Origin of the sequence: Pontibacter aydingkolensis (assembly GCF_019443125.1) — a bacterium.
Taxonomy (GTDB): Bacteria; Bacteroidota; Bacteroidia; order Cytophagales; family Hymenobacteraceae; genus Pontibacter; species Pontibacter aydingkolensis.
Genome location: NZ_JAHYXK010000009.1, coordinates 102,621 through 120,648, shown reverse-complemented (window position 1 = coordinate 120,648; position 18,028 = coordinate 102,621). Strand labels below are relative to the sequence as shown.

The 18,028-nt window shown below is 46.2% G+C and carries 16 protein-coding genes and 1 other RNA gene; 8 read left to right on the top strand and 9 right to left on the bottom strand.

The annotated features are described in order from the left end of the window. Window positions 1–59: 59 nt before the first annotated feature. The 3 genes from K0O23_RS12345 to K0O23_RS12335 are packed head-to-tail and all read right to left on the bottom strand — an operon-like array spanning window position 60 to window position 2,404. A complete protein-coding gene (locus K0O23_RS12345) occupies window positions 60–665 on the bottom strand; it encodes a bifunctional nuclease family protein (protein WP_219877730.1) in 606 nt (201 codons plus the stop codon). A gap of 15 nt (window positions 666–680) precedes the next feature. After that, on the bottom strand, window positions 681–1,661 hold the full coding sequence (locus tag K0O23_RS12340) for an electron transfer flavoprotein subunit alpha/FixB family protein (RefSeq protein ID WP_219877729.1): 981 nt from the start codon (window positions 1,659–1,661) through the stop codon (window positions 681–683). 2 nt (window positions 1,662–1,663) lie between these two features. Next, a complete protein-coding gene (locus tag K0O23_RS12335; protein WP_219877728.1) occupies window positions 1,664–2,404 on the bottom strand; it encodes an electron transfer flavoprotein subunit beta/FixA family protein in 741 nt (246 codons plus the stop codon). Between the two features lie 67 nt (window positions 2,405–2,471). On the opposite strand from K0O23_RS12335, the gene K0O23_RS12330 reads away from it, so the two are divergent. Beyond that, entirely contained in the window at window positions 2,472–2,804 is a 333-nt protein-coding gene (locus K0O23_RS12330; protein WP_219877727.1) for a tetratricopeptide repeat protein, read from the top strand. A 424-nt stretch (window positions 2,805–3,228) separates the two neighbouring features. Here K0O23_RS12330 and K0O23_RS12325 read toward each other — a convergent pair whose 3' ends face one another. From K0O23_RS12325 to K0O23_RS12310, 4 genes are all read right to left on the bottom strand, one after another. Next, window positions 3,229–3,525, bottom strand: coding sequence for an antibiotic biosynthesis monooxygenase family protein (locus tag K0O23_RS12325; RefSeq protein ID WP_219877726.1), 297 nt, complete (start codon window positions 3,523–3,525; stop codon window positions 3,229–3,231). Between the two features lie 287 nt (window positions 3,526–3,812). Further along, complete coding sequence (locus K0O23_RS12320) at window positions 3,813–7,256, bottom strand: pyruvate carboxylase (protein ID WP_219877725.1); 3,444 nt, start codon at window positions 7,254–7,256, stop codon at window positions 3,813–3,815. A 240-nt stretch (window positions 7,257–7,496) separates the two neighbouring features. Continuing rightward, window positions 7,497–8,846 (bottom strand): sensor histidine kinase, encoded by a 1,350-nt coding sequence (locus K0O23_RS12315; RefSeq protein WP_219877724.1) that lies wholly within the window; start codon window positions 8,844–8,846, stop codon window positions 7,497–7,499. 1 nt (window position 8,847) lies between these two features. Further along, window positions 8,848–9,528: a response regulator transcription factor gene (locus tag K0O23_RS12310; protein ID WP_219877723.1), complete on the bottom strand. Its 681-nt coding sequence runs from the start codon at window positions 9,526–9,528 to the stop codon at window positions 8,848–8,850. A gap of 239 nt (window positions 9,529–9,767) precedes the next feature. Here K0O23_RS12310 and K0O23_RS12305 point away from each other — a divergent pair, with 239 nt between their 5' ends. Both K0O23_RS12305 and K0O23_RS12300 read left to right on the top strand, forming a co-directional pair. After that, window positions 9,768–10,487, top strand: a complete 720-nt coding sequence (locus K0O23_RS12305; RefSeq protein WP_219877722.1) for an SDR family NAD(P)-dependent oxidoreductase — start codon at window positions 9,768–9,770, stop codon at window positions 10,485–10,487. A 26-nt stretch (window positions 10,488–10,513) separates the two neighbouring features. Further along, a complete protein-coding gene (locus K0O23_RS12300) occupies window positions 10,514–11,827 on the top strand; it encodes a cryptochrome/photolyase family protein (RefSeq protein WP_219877721.1) in 1,314 nt (437 codons plus the stop codon). Here the strand turns inward: K0O23_RS12300 and K0O23_RS12295 are convergent. Then, on the bottom strand, window positions 11,824–12,684 hold the full coding sequence (locus K0O23_RS12295; RefSeq protein ID WP_219877720.1) for an HAEPLYID family protein: 861 nt from the start codon (window positions 12,682–12,684) through the stop codon (window positions 11,824–11,826). The two genes, K0O23_RS12300 and K0O23_RS12295, sit on opposite strands and share 4 nt — an antisense overlap. Before the next feature lie 130 nt (window positions 12,685–12,814). Between K0O23_RS12295 and K0O23_RS12290 the strand changes: the two genes are divergently transcribed. From K0O23_RS12290 to K0O23_RS12270, 5 genes are all read left to right on the top strand, one after another. Continuing rightward, window positions 12,815–13,726 (top strand): DUF2279 domain-containing protein, encoded by a 912-nt coding sequence (locus K0O23_RS12290; RefSeq protein WP_246597076.1) that lies wholly within the window; start codon window positions 12,815–12,817, stop codon window positions 13,724–13,726. Between the two features lie 139 nt (window positions 13,727–13,865). Beyond that, a complete protein-coding gene (locus tag K0O23_RS12285) occupies window positions 13,866–14,423 on the top strand; it encodes a DUF1572 family protein (protein ID WP_219877719.1) in 558 nt (185 codons plus the stop codon). An 11-nt stretch (window positions 14,424–14,434) separates the two neighbouring features. Further along, the gene (locus K0O23_RS12280; protein WP_219877718.1) at window positions 14,435–15,388 is read left to right on the top strand and encodes a Smr/MutS family protein; all 954 of its coding nucleotides are present in this window, start codon (window positions 14,435–14,437) and stop codon (window positions 15,386–15,388) included. Window positions 15,389–15,488: 100 nt separating this feature from the next. Further along, an RNA gene (gene rnpB / locus K0O23_RS12275) (RNase P RNA component class A) lies at window positions 15,489–15,879 on the top strand. 332 nt (window positions 15,880–16,211) lie between these two features. Further along, a complete protein-coding gene (locus K0O23_RS12270) occupies window positions 16,212–17,198 on the top strand; it encodes a hypothetical protein (protein ID WP_219877717.1) in 987 nt (328 codons plus the stop codon). Window positions 17,199–17,256: 58 nt separating this feature from the next. On the opposite strand, the gene K0O23_RS12265 is transcribed toward K0O23_RS12270, so the two are convergent. Continuing rightward, on the bottom strand, window positions 17,257–17,967 hold the full coding sequence (locus K0O23_RS12265; protein WP_219877716.1) for an SIMPL domain-containing protein: 711 nt from the start codon (window positions 17,965–17,967) through the stop codon (window positions 17,257–17,259). Between the last annotated feature and the right edge of the window lie 61 nt (window positions 17,968–18,028).

Below are 18,028 nucleotides of genomic sequence, written 5' to 3'. Positions count from 1 at the left end.
AACAAAAAGTCCTGCACCACTTAGGCACAGGACTTTTTATAATTCAGATATTGTTAAAATCAGTTGCGCTTGTTCAACTCGTCCCGGATTTTTGCTGCACGTTCGTAGTCCTCTTTCTCGAGGGCCTCGTTCAGCATTTTATTTAGCTCATCCACAGAAGTTTGGCTCAAAGACTCTTTTGAAGTTGAAGTTGAACTGGACGTCGAACTGCTTTTTACAGCCATTTCTTCGCTTTCCTCTTCTTCATCCTCCAAGTCACTAAGTATAATGCCGGCTTCAGATAAAACACTCTCTACAGTATAGATCGGAACTCCAAACCTTAAACCAATGGCAATGGCATCTGACGGGCGGGCATCAAGTTCAAAATCTGTCGTACCATTGGTACACATAATTTTGGAGTAGAACACACCTTCTTTCAGATCGGAGATCAGTATCTCCGTTACTTTTACGTCCATCTGCTCAGCAAACGACTTAAACAAGTCGTGTGTAAGTGGCCGATTTGGATTTATCTTCTCAATCTGTATCGCGATAGATTGCGCTTCAAACATGCCGATAATTATCGGAAGCCTTCTGTTTCCGTCTCTTTCCCCTAAAACCAGGGCAAACGAACCCGTCTGCGACTGGCTTGATGAAAGCCCGAGTATCTCTAACTGAATTTTCTTCACAGTATTCTTCTAAGTCTATTTGTCTAAAGCTCTTGCAGCTTCAATTAATTTAGGAACTACGTCGAAAGCGTCTCCAACGATGCCATAATCGGCAGCTTTAAAGAACGGTGCTTCCGGATCCTTATTAATAACGACAATCACTTTAGAAGAGTTAACCCCCGCCAGGTGCTGAATTGCACCGGAAATACCGATGGCAATGTACAAATTAGGGCTAACGGTGATACCTGTCTGTCCAACGTGCTCGTGGTGAGGCCTCCAGTCAAGGTCAGATACCGGCTTGGAGCAGGCAGTGGCAGCACCAAGTGCTTTCGCCAAATCCTCTACCAAATGCCAGTTCTCAGGGCCTTTTAATCCTCGGCCACCAGATACAACGATCTCAGCCTCTGGTAAAAGTATACCACCGTCTGTATCCTGCATAACTGTCTCTTTCGGGGCAGCAGCAAAATCAGCGTCAGCAAGGTCAGCAGAGAGTTTTTCTACAGTAGCAGTTGCACCGCCATTTTCTGAAACTTCAAATGAATTTTTCTTTACAGCGATGATTTTTACATCAGAAGTAAGGTTTACATCAGCAAATGCCTTACCTGAGAACACACCGCGCGTAACTATAAAAGAGCCGCCATCTGTGTTAGGCAGCGTAGTTACGTTAGTAGCAAGCGAGCCATTTAAACGCACAGCCAGTTTAGAACCTACTGCAGCACCGATGTTCGAGTTAGAGAACACCAATACTTTAGCGCTTTCCTGCTGGGCTGCTTTAGCGATTACCTTAACATAGGCATCAGCTACAAATTGCTTTAAGCGGTCATCAGCATCATACAATACTTTGGTTATACCCTGCTCGCCTAGTTTGGCAAGCGCCTCTTCGTGTACCTCTCCGATAGCTACGGCTGTGGCTGTTGTGCCCAGCTGCTGCGCTACCTGGCTGCCGTAAGAGGCAGCCTCCAGTGAGGATTTTTTGATCTCTCCGTTAAGACCTTCTACAAATACTAATACAGACATGGTTATAGTACTTTAGCTTCGTTTCTTAATAATTTAATCAGCTCTCCTGCGTTTTCGGCATCAATCATCTTCACGCCGCCTTTTTTCTCAGGTTTGCTGAAGCCTACATACTCCGCTTTTGCTTCAGCGCCTACAGGCTCTCTTACAGCTAATGGCTTTGTACGGGCTGTCATGATACCGCGCATGTTCGGGATTCTTGGCTCCGACATTGGCTGCTGTGCGCTTGCCACGAAAGGCAGCTTCACTTCCACCACTTCTTTGCCACCCTCAATCTCACGCTCCAGGCGGGCAGTGCTGTCATCAACCATATCCAGTTTAAAGGCTGGCGTAACAGACGGGATGCCCAGCATCTCGCCTACCATGTTGTGTACCTGGAAACCGTTATAGTCGATAGACTCTTTACCCATCAGGATCATATCGTAGTTGTTTTCCTTGGCAACCGCAGCAATTTGCTGTGCTACAAAGAAAGCATCTTTGGGATGTGCGTTAACACGGATGGCGTCGTCTGCTCCAATGGCAAGTGCCTTGCGGATGTTCGGCTCAGCATCGGCCTCTCCTACATTCAAAACGGTAACGCTGCCGCCCTTTGCCTCTTTTAGTTCGATGGCTCTGGTCAGTGCGTATTCATCCCAAGGGTTGATAACAAACTGAACGCCATTTTTGTCGAACTCTTTGTTATCGCCCGTGAAGTTGATCTTAGAAGTAGTATCGGGAACGTTACTGATGCAAACTAATATTTTCATGGTTAGAAATGTTAGCTTATTAAAAGTTAAATTTGTGCGAAGTTAGTTAAAATATAGCCAAATCGAAATGTCTCAAAACAGATTAGAACAACTTTTCAAGTTCCTTGAAGAGGACCCAAATGATGCCTTTACTTTATATGCCATTGCTACGGAATACCGCAACCTAGACAAGCAAAAGGCTATGGAGTACTACGAAAAACTGCTAGCCGAACATGAGAACTACGTTGGCACGTATTACCACGCAGCCAAACTATACGAAGAGTTTGGACAGAACGATGTGGCAGAACGCATTTACAAAAAAGGAATGCAGATTAGCCGGCAAGAAGGCAACCTACACGCTTTCTCAGAACTGCAGCAGGCTTACAACAAAATGATGGGCCTGGATTACGAGGATGACTAGTATTCCCCGTCTGCCTGCATCAAAAATAGTATGCATGCAGCATATTTACAAGTACTATTTATAAAACTGCTGTAAAGCTATTTTGTTGCAATTAATTTGTGTGGACCAGGATTTAGAGGATTAAGAATGATTTCAGGATCAGAACCTCCCCTCTAACTAACGCCACGAAGTATAGAAATTGTTAGAATGAACCAGTTCTGCTTGTAGGGACAGGTCGCGACCTGTCCGCGCGATGGCTGGAGCTATAGAATCATGGCGGAAACGAAACCAGCAATAGGTCTTTCCATCAAAAATAATCTGGAACGATAGCAAAAGCCTGTCTAACCTGAACCACGGACAGGTCGCGACCTGTCCCTACAAAAGTGTGCCAGCAAAGCATTAACCAAAAGAGCAGCCTTAAACCAGCTGCTCTTATACTTTATACTTATCCACAAACGTGTTCCAGAAACCTGACCTTGGTACTGCCTGGCACCAGTTTTAAGCCTTTCGGAATGCCGTGGTGCGAGTCTTTGTAGTGGTTGGCAAACCATACTTTATAGCTGTCTTCATCGGTCCAGTAAGTCATCAGCCAAATCTCGTTCTCGTTTTCCTGCGGGTACATTACTTCCAACTTCAGGAAACCAGCCTCCTTATCAACCATGTGCGGCCTGTTCTTAAAGGCTGCTCTTACTTCTGCTGCCATATCGTTGGCTATCGTAAACGTACTCAGGGCTATAAACATATTGTCATTTAAATTGAAAGAAACCGAATGGCTTTACCTTGTTAAAGTATCGCTACAGGTAATTTTATAAAGGTAACCGTATTCGGTAAAGTATAAAAGTTGAGGTACTAAAGTATGGCTTCCACGTAGAAAGTTGCTATTCGGGATTTGAAATCCGAAAGAGCAAAGTTTTTAGCTCCATTTTACAGAATGAAACGCCGCTGTCCTCTCAAGTGGGACTTCCAGTAATAACTGAGCTCCTTCCCCTGTTTTTAGGGGAAGGTTGGGATGGGGTAATACCAAACATCTCAGTTCAAAGTAAGCACCAGGTCATCAGTATTTACCAAAGAGCCCTCCTGCAAGTGCACTGCTCCTACCTGCGTATCTTCTGTAGCGGTAATAGTGGTCTCCATTTTCATGGCCTCAATAATAAACAGTGGTGTATTCTTCTTTACCTGCTGCTCCTTCTCTACTAATATCTTAGACAGCATTCCCTGCAGCGGTGCACCCACGTGTTTCGGGTTAGCTTTATCTATTTTCTGATGCTGCACACGCTCTACCTTCACCGAGTTATCACGCACTTCTATGTTACGGGTCTGGCCATTTAGTTTAAAGAACACCGTGCGCATACCATCCTCGTTTACTGGCCCCATCGACTGGAACTTGATCACGATGGATTTGCCGCGGGCAATGTCGATAATGGCCTCTTCGCCGGGTTGCATGCCGTAGAAAAACAAGCGTGTCGGAATCTTGGATACTTCGCCATACAGCTCAAAGTGCTTGTGGTAATCCTCGTATACTTTCGGGTACAGCTGGTACGACAGGAAGTCAAGGAAACTAGTCTCTTTGCCGAATTTCTCCTGGAAGGCTTCAAACTCCTTGTCAAAGTCAATCGGCTCCAGGTGCTCGTTTGGTCTGTCAGTAAATGGCTTTTCATCCTTCAGTACTATATCCTGAATCTTTTTCGGGAACCCTCCTACCGGCTGGCCCAGGTTACCTTTAAAAAACGACTGCACCGAATCGGGGAAAGATATCTGGTCACCGCGTTCCAATACATCTACAGGAGTTAAGTTATTAGACACTAAGTATAAGGCCATATCCCCTACTACTTTTGAGCTCGGCGTTACCTTTACAATATCACCGAACATCGCGTTTACTTCGGCATAAGTCTCTTTAATGGTTTCCCACTTATCGCCTAAGCCCAGCGCATTGGCCTGCGGACGAAGGTTGGAGTACTGCCCTCCCGGAATCTCATGGTGGTATACTTCGGCAGTACCGGCTTTCAATCCAGACTCAAAAGGATAATAATACTCACGCACTGTTTCCCAGTAGTTGGAATGGCGGTTCAGACTGGTCTGGTCGAACTCGCGGTGGCGCTCCTGGAAACGCATCATCTCCACAACTGAGTTAAAGTTTGGTTGCGATGTTAAGCCCGACATCGAACCAAGTGCCACATCAATCACGTCTACACCTGCTTCTATGGCTTTCAGGTAAGTAGACGACTGAATGGATGCCGTATCGTGCGTGTGCAGGTGTATCGGAATTTTAACTGTATCGCGTAACGCCTCTATGAGCACTGTGGCCGCATAAGGCTTTAACAGGCCCGCCATGTCTTTTATGGCGAGTATATGTGCTCCTGAGTCTTCTATCTGCTTTGCCAGTTGCAGGTAATAGTTTAAAGTATACTTTGTTTTAGCAGGGTTTAGTATATCCCCGGTATAGCACATAGATACCTCTGCCAAACCTTGCGTGCGTTTGCGCACAAAGTTGATGCAGGGTTCCATACTTTTCATCCAGTTCAGCGAGTCGAATATTCTGAATATATCTACTCCAGTCTCCCACGACTTCTCTACAAAAGACTCGATCAGGTTATCCGGATAAGCCTTGTACCCAACACCATTAGAACCCCGGATAAGCATCTGCAGCAGGATATTCGGAACCGCTTTGCGGATAAGAGCAAGTCTCTCCCACGGGTCTTCGTGCAGAAAACGCAGGCAAACATCAAAAGTAGCGCCTCCCCATACTTCCATACTAAAGGTTTGCGGATGGTCTTTGGCAAAACCCTCTGCAATTTTCAGCATATCGAAGGTACGCATGCGTGTGGCCAGTAATGACTGATGCGCATCCCGGAAAGTGGTATCCGTGTAGTGGATAAGCGGATCGTTGCGCAGCCATTTCGAGAACTCGTCCGGCCCTAGTTCTGTCAGCAGGTCTTTGGTGCCTTTTTCATAAGGCTCTTTCAGGCGCTGCCCAAAAAAATCGGGTTTGCGGAGTACCTTATCCTTTTCATACTTTTTTATATCCGGGTTACCATTCACTATCACGTTGCCCAAAAAAGTAAGCATTTTCGTGGCCCTGTCTTTACGCTGTTTAAATACAAACAACTCCGGATGGGTTTTAATGAAATCTACAGTGTACTCTCCTGAAATAAACTCGGGATGGTTGATGATGTTCTGCAGGAACTGTATATTTTGCTTTACACCACGAATTCTGAACTCATCCAGGGTGCGCGACATTTTCATGGCAGCGTGGCGTAGCGTTGGCGCATGCGACGAAACTTTTACAAGCAGCGAATCAAAGAACGGGCTAATCTTGGCTCCCTGGTACACACTTCCCTGGTCCAGGCGAATACCGAAACCTCCGGCACTGCGGTAGGCTATAACTGTTCCGTAATCCGGTTTAAAATCATTTTCAGGGTCTTCGGTGGTAATGCGGCATTGTATGGCCACACCATTGGCGCGTACTTTATGCTGAGGTCCTAACAATACTTCCTCGTGGTCTAAAGCATAACCGTCGGCAATAAATATTTGAGTTTTGATCAGGTCTATGCCGGTTATCATTTCGGTAACAGTGTGCTCTACCTGAATGCGCGGATTAACCTCTATAAAGTAGATATTATCTGTGTGCGGCTCTACCAGGAACTCCACCGTACCCACATTATTATAGTTTACAGCCTTGCAGATACTAATGGCATAGTCGTACAACTGCTGCCGTGTTTCCTCTTTTAAAGTGATAGCCGGTGCAACTTCCACTACTTTCTGAAAGCGTCGCTGCACCGAGCAGTCGCGCTCAAACAAATGGGTTATGTTACCATAGTTGTCTGCTACGATCTGTACTTCGATGTGCTTTGGGTTCTCTACATATTTCTCCAGGAAAAGTGTGTCGTCGCCAAAGGCTTTCAGAGCTTCATTCTTCGCCTCAAAAAAACCTTTTTCCAGCTGTTCGTCGTCCCTGATCACGCGCATGCCGCGCCCTCCGCCACCGGCGGCCGCCTTCAGCATTAGCGGATACCCGATCCTGTGCGCCTCTTCCAGGGCAGTATCGTAAGTGTTCAGGTCCAGGTCGTTGCTTTGGATAATAGGCACCTCGCAGCTTTGGGCTACTTTTTTGGCGGCTATCTTATCACCCAGCGAGGCCATCACTTTTGGCTTCGGCCCGATAAACACAATGCCATTCTCTTCGCATCGCCTCGAAAAATGCTGGTTTTCCGACAAAAAGCCATACCCCGGGTGAATGGCATCCACACCGTTCTCTTTGGCTATTTTAATGATGCCCTCAATGTCAAGGTATGGCTGAAGCGGCTGGTTGTCTTTGCCGATCTGGTAGGCTTCGTCGGCTTTGTAGCGGTGCAGGGAATATCGATCTTCGTAAGTATAAATAGCAACCGTTTCAATGTTAAGCTCGGTGCATGCGCGAAGCACACGAATAGCGATCTCGCCACGGTTAGCAACAAGAACTTTTTTAATTTTCATATAAGGTGAGATGTAGTAAAAGTATTAACCATTCATGCAAAATAATCTGCCGCCGCTGCTCAGAAACACGCGTGCAGATAGTGATATCTTATGTGATAAAACTGATCGTTGAAGATGCAAATATTAAAAATGCCAGATTTTATACCTTAGTTGCTGGTAATACCGGATTTTTTGGCAGAAGGTTATAGTACTAATAATGAAGCTACAACAGCACGCTAAAAAAGAAAAGTCAGAAGAAATTTATACTTTGAAAACAATACTCAGGCATGTGCCTTTCTCCTCGTCTGAAGTAACCGTAACAAAACCGCTATGCAATTTTACGATCTTCTCAGTTAGGGAAAGGCCTATACCAGTGCCCTTTCGTCCGCGGGCGTTGCTTCCTCTGTAAAAAGGCTGAAAAATATGTGGCAAGTCATCAGCTGGAATACCAATTCCCTTATCATGCACGTTTAAAATTACCTTCTTTTCCCTGGCCTTCAGTTCAAAAAGCACTTCCTGGTTATCGGAGAATTTAAAGGCATTTTCCAGCACATTGAGTACAGCAATTCGGAGCAGGCTATAGTTGCCGCGGATGGTAAGCGACTGCGGACTATCAGGCATTTGCTCCATCAGAAAACGTAGGTTATACTGCCTGAATTCGGCTGCACAATCCATAGCCAGTTCATCCAGGCGTATTTCTTCCTGTCTCACCTCGGCCTCATCAAAACCAGTTTGAGCCAGGTTAAGCAAATCGCTAGTGAGCTTCTCTAATCGGTTGGTTTCTTTGTGCAAAATTTCCAGGGATGCGATGTATTCTTCAGGACTACGCTGACGGAGCAGGGCCACTTCTATCTCGCCACTAATGGCTGTTAGCGGGTTTCGCAGTTCATGGGAGGCATTAGAGATAAAGTTCTTTTGCATTTCAAAAGAAACCTCAAGCCGGTCCAGCATCTGGTTAAAGGTGCGGGAGAGCTCCGACACTTCGTCTTTATCACCTGGCTGCTGCAGCCGGAGGTGCAAGTTGGAAGCACGTATTTTATTCACCTGCTGCACAATAGCAGCAATAGGCCTGAGCACCTGCCGTGACAGAAAACGCCCTACCACGTACACAGAAAAAATACTGCACAAAAAGCATATGATAAGCACCCGCTGTAGGTTCAGAAGCTTGCTTTGCCCATACCGGTCTACTGCAGAGATAAGGATATAGAACTCACCCTGGTTATCGCTGTAAGACAGCCCTATCCATTGCCGGCCATTCATTTTAAATTCAATAGACTGGTTTTCGTCTATGTAATCAAAAATAGAATCGGTGGTATTAAGTGCAACCGTATCAAGCATAAAGGCTGGCTCCCGGTCTTTAGAATAGATGTATACCACCTCTTCAGGCAGCTTTTCCAGAAACTGATTTCTAACCTTCTCAAAGCTTCTCCTGCTCAACTCATCTTCCTCCAGATATACCTGGGCGGCAATAAAAGCCCGTTCGCACAGGCGTGTCATAAATTCATTTCGAGTATAGCGTTCCGAAAAAAAGTATATAAACAGACTGATCACCACAATAATAGCGGCAACGAGTGTAGTAAAAGTAATTGTAAGCCTGGTTCTGAATGTCATGTTACTGGCTTTCCTCCTTCAGCACATAGCCCATCCCGATCACGGTATGTAGCAGTTTGCAGTCGAAGTCCTTGTCTATTTTGTTGCGCAGGTAGTTCACGTATACTTCCACCACGTTGGAGTTCAGGTCGAAGTTAAGCTCCCACACATTCTCCAGCAGGTCGATGCGTGAAAGTACCCTTCCTTTGTTTCGGATAAAGTACTCCAGCAAGGCAAACTCCTTAGCAGTTAGCTTTATCTCTCTTCCGGCACGGTGTACGGTCTTGGCATTGAGGTTCATGGTTAGGTCGGCTACTTGTAACTGGCTGCTTTCCTGGCTAAGGTTACTGCGCCGCAATAGCGCCAGCACCCGCGCCTGCAGTTCCTTAAATTTGAACGGCTTTGTCAGGTAATCATCAGCTCCGGCATTCAGGCCCGTTACCACGTCGTCAGTCGTGCCGAGTGCCGTCAGCATCAGGATAGGAACCAGGGGATTATCCTGGCGGATATCCCGGCACACCTCCAGGCCGCTGCAGCCTGGCAGAATGATATCAAGTATGATTAGATCGTAGTCTTTCCGGAGGGCATGGCGCTTGCCACTTAGACCATCATGTACTACATCCACTTCATACGATTGTTCCTGCAAGCCCTTTCGGATAAAAGCAGCTACGTTAGGTTCATCTTCTATAACCAGAATATTCATTCTTATTCCTTTTCAATTACTGAAGTTAACAGCATGGCGGCAAATAAAAAACTGGCATCGAATCGTATTAATATCTTCTTGTATATCAAAAACACTTTTGCCCGGCTATCCTCTGGTATCATGCACTTAACATACTGCAGGTATGTCGTATTCATGTGCTGTTGTTTTTTAGTAGACGTCACGGCTCCCAATTAAAACAAATCCATCCCACACTGGTTGATGGATTAAACTGCGAACTCATGACAGTAAAAGATAAAACCATACTTGTTGTAGGAGCCTCTTCCGGCGTCGGGCTCTCCCTTACACAGGCCTTAAAAGCTGCCGGGGCAAATGTTATCACTGCATCCAGGCACATTTCTGATGAACTGAAGCAGCTGGAAACGCAACACATTACGCTAGATGTGCTACAACTTGATAACGAATTACAAGAGCATTTACCCAACTTGCTGCACGGGCTAATTTACTGCCCCGGCAGTATCCGGCTGAAGCCCTTTGAGCGCCTGCCCCTGGAGGACTTCCGTAAAGACCTGGAACTGAACGTGCTTGGGGCTGTGCAGGTGCTTAAAGCTACAGTTCCTTTGCTCAAGAAAGCCGATGGAGCCAGTGTCGTGCTTTTCAGCACTGTTGCAACTAAGTTGGGCATGCCCTTCCATACTTCCATTGCCACTGCTAAGGCTGCTGTAGAAGGCCTTACGGTTTCACTCGCAGCAGAGTATGCCTCTTCTAACATACGCTTCAACGCCCTCTCGCTATCGTTAACAGATACACCGCTTGCCAGCCAACTTCTCAGTACACCCGAAAAAAAAGAAGCTGCCGCGAAGCGACACCCCTTGCACCGCGTTGGCAAACCACAGGATGCCGCTGAGGCCGCACTTTACCTGCTAAGCGATGCCTCCTCCTGGATGACAGGGCAAGTGCTTCACCTGGATGGCGGCATGAGCTCCATTAAATTATTGTAGACAGACCTATACTTCATTAATTTTCTTTGAAATCAATTACTATTATCTGGTTTCGCCGCGACCTGCGCCTGCACGACAACGCTGGCCTTTACCACGCCCTGCAGCAGGAGCACCCTGTGCTGCCGCTTTTCATATTCGATGCCGATATACTGGACGACCTCCCGGACCGTGACGATGCCCGCGTCAGCTTTATCTATAAAACCGTATCCAAGCTACAGGAAGACCTGCAGAAGCTCGGCAGCTCTTTACTCGTGAAGTATGGCCGCCCTATAGAGATTTTCAAAGAGCTACTGCAAGAGTACCAGTTGCAGGCGGTATACACCAACCGTGACTATGAACCTTATGCCCGCCAGCGCGACAAGGCAATTTATGAGCTGCTGCAGGCACAAAGCATTCCCTACAAATCCTTCAAAGACCAGGTGATATTTGAGCGGGACGAGATCATGACAAAATCAGGCAGCCCTTACAAAATATACACACCCTACAAAAATACCTGGAAGAGTGCCTTTGAACCAGAGATGGTACAGCCATACCCAACGCAACAGCACTTTGGCAACCTTTATCGAGGTACTTCTGATCAGATACCTTCTCTTCAGGAGATGGGTTTTAGTCCCTCTGCCATACTAACACCCGATCCTAAACTCGCCTCAGAACTACTACAGCAGTATGCTGATAAGCGGGATACACCGGCCCTCGATGCTACTTCGCGTATTGGCCCGCACCTGCGCTTTGGCACCTTAAGCGTACGAGAGGCCGTAGCGCTGGCTCTGACGCACAGCGAAGTATGGCTGCAAGAGCTGATCTGGCGCGAATTTTTCATGCAGCTGCTCTACCATTTCCCCGAAACTGCAGAAGAAAGCTTTTACCCCAAGTTCAGAGCTATAAGCTGGCGCAACAACGAAGAAGAGTTTACCCGTTGGTGCGAAGGCAAAGCCGGGTTCCCGTTAGTTGATGCGGGTATGCGGGAGTTAAACGCCACCGGCTTTATGCATAACCGCGTGCGCATGGTGGTGGCTAGTTTCCTGGTAAAGGACCTGCTAATAGACTGGCGCTGGGGCGAGCTATACTTTGCCCAAAAGCTACTGGACTATGAGCAGGCCAGCAATATCGGCAACTGGCAATGGGCCGCTGGCACTGGCGCTGACGCTCAGCCATACTTCCGTGTATTTAACCCTGACAGCCAGATCAAAAAGTTTGACAAGGCCTATACTTATATTAAAAAATGGGTACCGGAGTATGGCACCTTAGCTTACCCCAAGCCAATGGTAGACCACAACTTTGCCCGCAACCGCGCTATTGCTACCTACAAGAAAGCCATTACCGAAACAGCAGGTGTTTAATGGCGCAACTTTCGGTGCCCCGGCTCATAGATCAGGCGCACAAATGAGCTCAACCGTTCTTTTTCCTTTGATACCGGTATGCCAGGCACAATGCCGATCATCAGCCCTTCGTTGATAGTAACGCGCATCTGCGGCCTGATGACCATGTCGAAACCCTCGGAGGTAAACTGCTTATTTACCTCCACCCCTAAAAAGTTACGGGTACCGGGTATCATGTAGTGCACACTCGTATTTACCTCATAATCTGTCCTGCCCTCGCCATGCCCGAACGGACGAAATATGCGCGGACCGGTATAAACGAGTGAGTGAAAGTTGCTGCCCCAGCGTTTGGCAGCTACCAGAAATGGGTTCAGCAGGATGCCATGAAACAGCTCTTCTTTCCCAATCCTGTCCAGGTCCGTCATCTCAAACTCTGTTATTCCTCCAACAGCCAGAGAGGTTTGCAGCCTGCCGGATACCAGAAACGTATACTGGGCAGCAAGTTTAAGGGATTCTATTCTGTCTGAAGGACGATTTATCTCCGGGTTCCGGTCTTTGTTGTTGCGGCTGTACATGGTTACCGGTACCTCTATTTCCAGGCCCAGCCTATCTATGGGAGCCCACTCATACTCTACCAGAAATTCATATTGGTCGTACCCCAGGTTATCGGTAAGGCCACCACCTATGTTCCATTCTTTTTCTCCTTTGTGCGCCCCCAGATCCCGAATCAGGTCAATGTAAAGCGGCTCGGCATGCACCAGTTTTAGAGGTTTCTTAGTTAATGTCGTGTCTCCAGGCGCACTTTGATGCTGTGCATTTGCCAGACTAGCAGTAGCAGCTAACAGCAGCGTGGGTAGCACCTTCTTCAGTTGTTTCATCTGTAAGTAAAATTTGCAGTAGATAGGACAAAACTACCGTCCTGCGATTAGAGGCAGATTAGACACAGATTAAAACGCTTTAATGTGATGTATTTCCAGAAATATAGGCGCAGCTGTGTATCTTTGACTGATGCTTTGGATCAAAAACATATGGATACTGGTGCTACTGCTGGCGTTACCTTTTAATACAAAGGCTGATAGCATGTTGTTGTCTGATACGACAGCCACAGAAGTTAACCGAAGTAAGCTGTACCTTTTGGGAGGCGGCTTTACAGCGGGCTACACCACCATGCTGGTTGGCTTGAACAAAGCCTGGTATGCAGAGCAGGAACGCACCGACTTTCATTTTTTTAACGACAACCGGCAATGGAAGCAGGTAGATAAAGCAGGTCACTTCTGGGCTGCTTTCCACCAGAGCCGTGCAGGTATAGATTTATTGCGCTGGGCTGGAGTGCCCGATAAAAAAGCCATACTTTACGGCGGACTTACTGGAATAGTACTGCAGACTCCAATCGAGATATTTGACGGATACCAATCAGATTATGGTGCATCTGTTGGCGATATAGTGGCGAATACTGTAGGTTCGGCGGCGATTGTTGCCCAGGAATTAGCCTGGCAGGAAGTTCGTATTATGCCCAAGTATTCGTTTCATACGACCCGTTACTCTGATGTACGTCCAAATGTTTTGGGTAGCACTTTTAGCGAGCAGGCTTTAAAAGATTATAACGGGCAAACTTACTGGCTTTCGTTAAACCTTGGTGACTTTTTAAAAGAAGAATCAAAGTACCCTAAGTGGCTAAGTATAGCTATAGGTTACGGCGCAGAAGAGGTAGTATACAACAGCCCCAGCGGAAACAGATCTGCCGGATTTGATGCACACAGACAGTTTTACTTAAGCCCTGACCTTAACCTGATGCACTTTAAAGGCAAAAGCAAAGTATGGAATACAGCTTTATACTTATTAAGTATGATAAAAGTACCGGCACCTGCGCTGGAGTATAATCGAAAAAGCGGCTTACGTTTGCATTCGTTATACTTTTAACATGATCGTATCCACCAAACTAACTTAGCGATATTTCTTATTTCTCTTTCTGCCTTGTATCTTTAGTAAACAACAAGCAATGCAAGCTAACAATTGTGTACTTGCCATATCAAATCCTGTAAAACCGATAACTGAAACTATGGAAAACACATATTTGAATAGTGTAAAAAAGCAACTCTCTTCTTATAAAACCGTGGGTGAGAAAACGCTCGACCAACTAACAGATGAACAACTGTTCTGGCAACCGAACGAAGAAAGCAACAGCATTGCAACAATAGTTGCGCACATGCACGGCAATATGTTGTCCCGCTGGACCAATTTTCTTACATCAGACGGTGAAAAGGAGTGGCGAAACAGAGATGCTGAATTTGAAAATAACAGAAGCACCCGGGAAGAGCTGCTGGTGAAATGGAGTGAGGGCTGGAGATGCCTTTTTGATACGTTAGATGCTTTAACGGAGGCCGACCTGGAAAAGGAGGTGCTCATACGCAATGAACGCCATACAGTGACAGATGCAATTAACCGGCAGCTTGCGCATTACCCATACCACATCGGGCAGATGGCTTATATCGGAAAAATGATGCGCAGCACCGATTGGACCTCATTATCGATACCTAAAGGAAAATCTAATGAGTATAATGCAGTAAAGTTCTCTGAGGCTGAACAAGGAGACCAACTGAAAAAGAAGCATAATTAAACATAATAAACATGAACGTAGGAGACAGAGTGCGCCTGATGTCGGGCCGTGAGGAAGGCATTATTACCCGCATTTTAGATAATAACATAGTAGAGGTTGCCATTGATAACGACTTTACCATACCGGTGGCGCGCCGTGAGGTAGTGGTTATTGCCGCTGAAGAGGCGAAATACCTCAAAAAAGAGGACGAAGATTTTACACCCTTTACTAAAAGAGAGCCTGTTGCGCCTGTATTGGCTACACAGGGAATTTACCTGGCACTGGTGCACCAATCGGAAGAGTTGCTGGCTGTTACCGTCATCAACAACTCTGATTACGACCTGCTATTTACCGCCGGCGAAGAGCGCGAAAGCCGCTACAGAGGTCTACAGAACGATAAGCTTGCTCCCAAGGCTACGCGCATAATTACACATTACCATCTAAAGGATTTTGAGAAATGGCCAGCCCTGCTGATACAGTTCATGCAGCACCGCAACGGCAGCCCTACCCTATTTGAGCCAGTAACTAAGCGGTTGCAGTTCAGGGCTAGTTCGTTCTATAAAAGCAAAAAAACGGCTCCGGTCATCAACAAAGAAGCCTACCTGTTCCACCTCGACCAGAAGCCGGTAACTGTAGATACTGATAAAATAAAAGAACAACTGGCGGAGGCAACAGAGCAGCACCCTAACTTTAAACTAACTGCCCCGGAATACGAAGTAGATCTGCACATAGAGAAACTAACCGAAGACCACAGTGGTTTAAGTAACAGCGCCATACTTAAGCTGCAACTGGAAAAGTTTCAAGACGCGCTGGACCGTGCGCTGGCTACCAACATGCACGAGATCGTGTTTATACATGGTGCCGGAAACGGTGTACTTCGCAAAGAGATTCAAAAGCTGCTTAGCCGAACCCAGGGCATCAAATATTTTGAAGATGCAAAAAAAGAAAAGTTCGGCTACGGCGCTACATTGGTGAGACTTAAGTGAGTTAGAGAGTTTAGGAGTTAAGGAGTTAAGGTTTTATAACTTTTTAACTCTCTAACTTTCTAACTCCCAAACTTAGACTACCTTTGCATAATAAAATTTAACAGCAAGCCGTCTTATCGCTGCTCTTTTAGAGGAGAGGAAAGTCCGGGCAACACAGAGCATCCTACTTCCTAACGGGAAGGGTCTGCTTTGGAGACGAAACAGATACAGCCAGTGCCACAGAAAATAACCGCCAGCAGCAATGCTGGTAAGGGTGAAAAGGTGCGGTAAGAGCGCACCAGCGGCTGGGTGACCAGTCCGGCTGGGTAAACCTTAGGAGTTGAAAGACCAAATAGGCTGACAGCGCCTTGCTTCGGTGGGGCTAAGGGCTGCTCGTCCGATGTCAGTGGGTAGGTCGATGGAGCCTGTGCGCGAGTGCAGGCCTAGATAAATGATAAGACGTACGCTTTCGGGCGTAGCGACAGAACCCGGCTTACAGGCTTGCTGTTAATTTTTATACTTTCCTCCCTTTAGCCAATCGGTATACTTTTATACTTTACAGACTAACTTATACTACAGCAATACTGTAATTGCCCTCGCTTGCCTCTGTAAAGTATGAGTTATCCTATGGCCTCTGCCCTAATTAATTTTTACATTTATACTTTCGTAGCTAACATTTTTATACTTATTGACTGAAGTGGCAGATTCCAACATATAAATCATTACTTGCTGAGTTTCCTTATCTTTTTACTTAACATAAGTTTTCCACTAGAGATAAACTTAAGTAGTGTTCGGAACTGGCTTACGTCTTGCTTATCTTTGCAGCGCAAAAATTACATGAAACATGCCTGATCTAAACCTCTACGACCCGTTCGAGAAGATGCAGTTTACCGACACGAACTGCTTTCTGTGCGGCACTAACATAACTTCCGAGCACCGTGCACCTGTATTTGGCGAGTGGCTGCAGCGTAAGTATAACCTTCAAAACAAAGAACTCTTACTTTTAGATAAAAGCGTTACCACGTTCAGTCAGCTTACCATCCCCTGCTGCGACCATTGCCATACCCATTACCTCTTACCCCTGGAGGCCGAAGTAGAGCAGGCTGCAGCAGCCGGCCTGGCAGGAATACAGGCCTTTGATCGCCAGAAGCTTTTTCAGTGGATTGGCAAGATGTATTACGGCACGCTTGTCACCGAACTGATAAAGGAAGCAAACCCACTTGTGATGCCGGAGTATGCGGTTAGCGAAGACCCTAAAATGCTCGGTAAGTTCCGCTCCTTCTTCCAGGTACTGCAATCGCTGCGGGTGCCTATGGTTTTCTCGGACTTTCTGCCTTGTTCCTTTTTTATACTTGAGGTAAACCCACAGCAAGATGAACTTCCTTTTGAGTACCAGGACGAACTCACCACAATGGTGTTCAGCATAAAGTTGGGCTCAGTAGTTATTGCTTGTACCTTACTCGACAATGGTATAATTGAGCGGGCACTGGGTAAACTAACGCAGATAACGAAAGGCCAACAGTTGCACCCAATCCAGGTAGCAGAGTTTAAGGCAAGAGTATTTTACGCCGCTTATATTTTTAATGTGGTACCGGAGTATTTTATCAGACCTGTAAAACCCGAAGACGACCACCTGGTACTGGACACTTTGATAGACGACGTGACAAACGAGATCTTTAACCCATGGGACATGACTGCTTATGCTCACATGTTGGAGGAGATGCTAAAACCATGGAGCATTCGTGAAACAGAAATTTTAAAAGTTCCAAAGCAACCGCTAAGCTTCCTTTTAACCGAAGACAACACCTTTAAGCAGGTGGAGAAAGTATAAATATAAAACAAAAGGCTGGTGCAAAACACCAGCCTTCGTCTTAAACAGCTAAACTTGATTACTCAATTATAAAACTAACATCCACACTTAAAGTTATCACGACCTCTCCGCCAGCTATAGAAGGGCCACCACCCATATCAGAAACCGCAGCCTCCTGCAAGGCCATTTTATACATGGGTCTTGGACCATCACCGGTAGCAGTCTCGTTTATGGCATAAACACGGCCAACTTTTGCTCCCAGTTCACTTGTAAGTATTGTAGCTTTCTGCCTGGCGTTGGCAACTGCTTTTTTGCGAGCCTCTGTTTTATACTTCTCCATGTCGGCTACCTGAAACTGTACACCATCTACTCTGTTTACGCCAACCCCATATAGGCCCGAAAGTATCTCATCGTATTTATCCAGTTTTCTGATTTTAACCGTCATCGTTTTTACAGCCATATACATGTCAGGCGTTGTTATGCCATATTCGCCTCTGCTGTAAAGTGGCTGCACGGTAACAAAAGAAGTTTGTATATCTTTGACATCTACTCCGTTCTTCTTCAGATAATTGATAATGGAAGCTGCTTTCCTGTCGGTTTCTTTGCGGGCAGCATCCAAAGTTTTTTCCCTTGTTTCAACACCCAGGCTTACCAAAACCTCCGTCGGTTGTACTCTAACCTCGCCAAGCCCGGTAACACTTACTAAAGGCGGTAAGTTAGACTGCTGTGCCTGTACCTGAAGGGCAGTAAACACAAAGATCAGGAGAGCGATCAGATTAATTCTTTTCATAATTCATTTTGTTTTAGTTCGTAAAAAAGAGTTCAATAAGTAAATACTCTTTCTATATAGT